A 2,614-nucleotide genomic window follows, 5' to 3' on the forward strand; every position below is an offset into this window, starting at 1 on the left:
CCGTTCGAGCGGCTGGTGGAGGTGCTGAGCCCGGAGCGTTCCCTCGCTCACCACCCGCTGTTCCAGGTGATGGTCGTCTTCGACAACAACACCGAAGCCTCGTTCACCCTGCCGGAACTCCAGGTCACGGAAGGCGACTCGACCACCACGGTCTCGAAGTTCGACCTGACGTTCTTCCTGCACGAACACCTCGACGCGGACGGCACACCTTCCGGGATCTCCGGCGAGATCGAGTACGCGTCGGATCTGTTCGACGCGGAGACGGTGCGGCGGATGGGGGAGCGGTTCGTCCGTGTGCTGGACGCGGTTCTCGCGGATGTGGACGCCCCGGTGTCCGGCGTCGACGTACTGTCGGCGGCCGAGCGCGGCCAGGTCGTGGAGGAGTGGAACGACACCGCCGCCGAGGGCATGGCTTCCACGTTCCCGGAGTTGTTCGCGGAGCGGGTGGCGGCTGGGCCGTCCGATGTGGCGTTGGTGTTCGGGGACGTCGAGCTGACCTATGCCGAGCTGGCGGATCGTGTTGATGCGCTGGCCGGGCATGTGGCGGGGTTGGGTGTGGGTCCGGAGTCGGTGGTGGCCGTTGCCCTGCCGCGTTCGGTGGAGCTGGTCGTCGCGTTGCTGGCGGTGTTGCGTGCAGGTGGTGCGTATGTGCCGGTGGATCCGGACTATCCGGAGGAGCGGGTGCGGCACATGCTCACCGACTCCGCCCCCGCCCTGCTGATCAGCGACTCCGTCACCGTGGACAGGCTGCCGCACACGGATGTCCCCAGGCTGTTGACGGACCGGACCGCGCCGGAGGATGCGGTGCCGCCGGTCGTCGCGTTGCGTCCGGAGCACCCGGCGTATGTGATCTACACGTCGGGTTCGACGGGGCGGCCGAAGGGTGTGGTGGTTCAGCACTCGGGTATCGCGTCGTTGTCGCGGGCACAGGTTGATGCGTTCGGTGTGGGTGCGGGCAGTCGGGTGTTGCAGTTCGCGGCGTTGAGCTTCGACGCGGCGGCCTGGGAAATCATCATGGGTCTGCTGTCGGGGGCGACGTTGGTGCTCGCTCCGGCGGGCCGCATCCTGCCGGGTCCGGATCTGGCGCGGTTGTTCCACGAGCAGGCCATTACGCATGTGACGTTGCCGCCGACGGCTTTGGCCGTGCTGCCGGAGGATGCCCTGCCGGCCGGGGCCACGATCATCGTGGCGGGTGAGGCGTGCCCGCCGGAGTTGGTGGCGCGGTGGTCGGCGGGCCGGCGGATGGTGAATGCCTACGGCCCGACGGAGACGACGGTGTGCGCCACGATGAGCGCCCCGCTGTCCGGTGAGGTGACCCCGCCCATCGGCCGCCCGATCGTCAACGCGCGGGTCTATGTGCTGGACGCGTTCCTGCGTCCGGTGGCCCCGGGTGTGGTGGGTGAGCTGTATGTCGCGGGCGCGGGTCTGGCGCGTGGTTACCTCCAGCGTCCCGCGCTGACCGCCGAGCGCTTCGTGGCGAGCCCCTTCGTGCCGGGTGAGCGGATGTATCGCACCGGTGACCTGGCCCGGTGGGACGCCGAGGGTGAGCTGCACTATCTGGGTCGTGCGGATGCGCAGGTGAAGTTGCGTGGTTTCCGTATCGAGCCGGGCGAGGTGGAGTCCGCGGTCAACGCGGTCGTCGGTGCTGGTCAGGCCGTTGCGGTGGTGCGGGAGGACCGGCCGGGTGACCGGCGCCTGGTGGCGTACTTCGTCGGTGACGCGGATCCGGTGGTGGTGCGTGAGCGGTTGGCGGGGTCGTTGCCGGAGTACATGGTCCCGGCGGCGGTCGTGGCGCTGGACGAGGTTCCGTTGCTGCCCAACGGCAAGGTCGACCGGGCCGCACTGCCAGCGCCGCAGTTCGTCACCGGCCCGGACACGGGTGGCAGGCGCCCGGCGGACGACCGTGAGGCGCTGCTGTGCCAGGTCTTCGCGGACGTCCTCGATCTGCCGGCCGTCGGCCCCGACGACAACTTCTTCGACCTCGGTGGTCACTCACTGCTCGCCACGCGCGTCGTGAGCCGTATCCGCGCGGTCTTCGGCCGCGAACTCGGCATCCGGACCGTCTTCGAGGCACCCACCCCGGCGCTGATGCTCGGCCGGATCGGTGACGCGAAGGACGCGCGCCCGGCGTTGGTGGCCGGTCCCCGCCCGGCGCGGGTGCCGCTGTCGGCGGCCCAGCGACGGCTGTGGTTCCTGCACCGGCTGGAGGGGCCGAGCGCCACGTACAACATTCCGTTCGTGCTGCGGCTGACGGGCCGACTCGACGTCCTGGCCCTGGAAGAGGCGCTGGGCGACGTGGTCGCCCGCCACGAGTCACTGCGCACGCTGTTCCCGGAAACCGGTGGCGTGCCGTACCAGCGGGTGATCCCCGCGGCGGAAGCTCCCGTCGCGTTGCGGGTCGTGGACACCGTCGATGACGCTTCGGTGGGTGCCGCGGTGGACGAGGCGGCGGGGTACGCGTTCGATCTGGCGGCTGAGCTGCCGGTGCGGGCGTCGGTGTTCCGGGTGGGTGCGGAGGAGTCGGTGCTGTTGGTGTTGATGCATCACATCGCCGGTGACGGCTGGTCGTTGGCGCCGTTGGCGGATGACTTGTCGGTCGCGTATGCGGCGCGGG

Annotated in this window: 1 protein-coding gene; it reads left to right on the top strand. The window is 70.1% G+C overall.

The features are described 5' to 3' along the window. The coding region (locus tag ACZ6MA_RS33930) for a non-ribosomal peptide synthetase (protein ID WP_469438761.1) at positions 1-2,614 on the top strand (2,614 nt) is incomplete at both ends.

Source organism: Streptomyces sp. NPDC042259 (assembly GCF_055582085.1).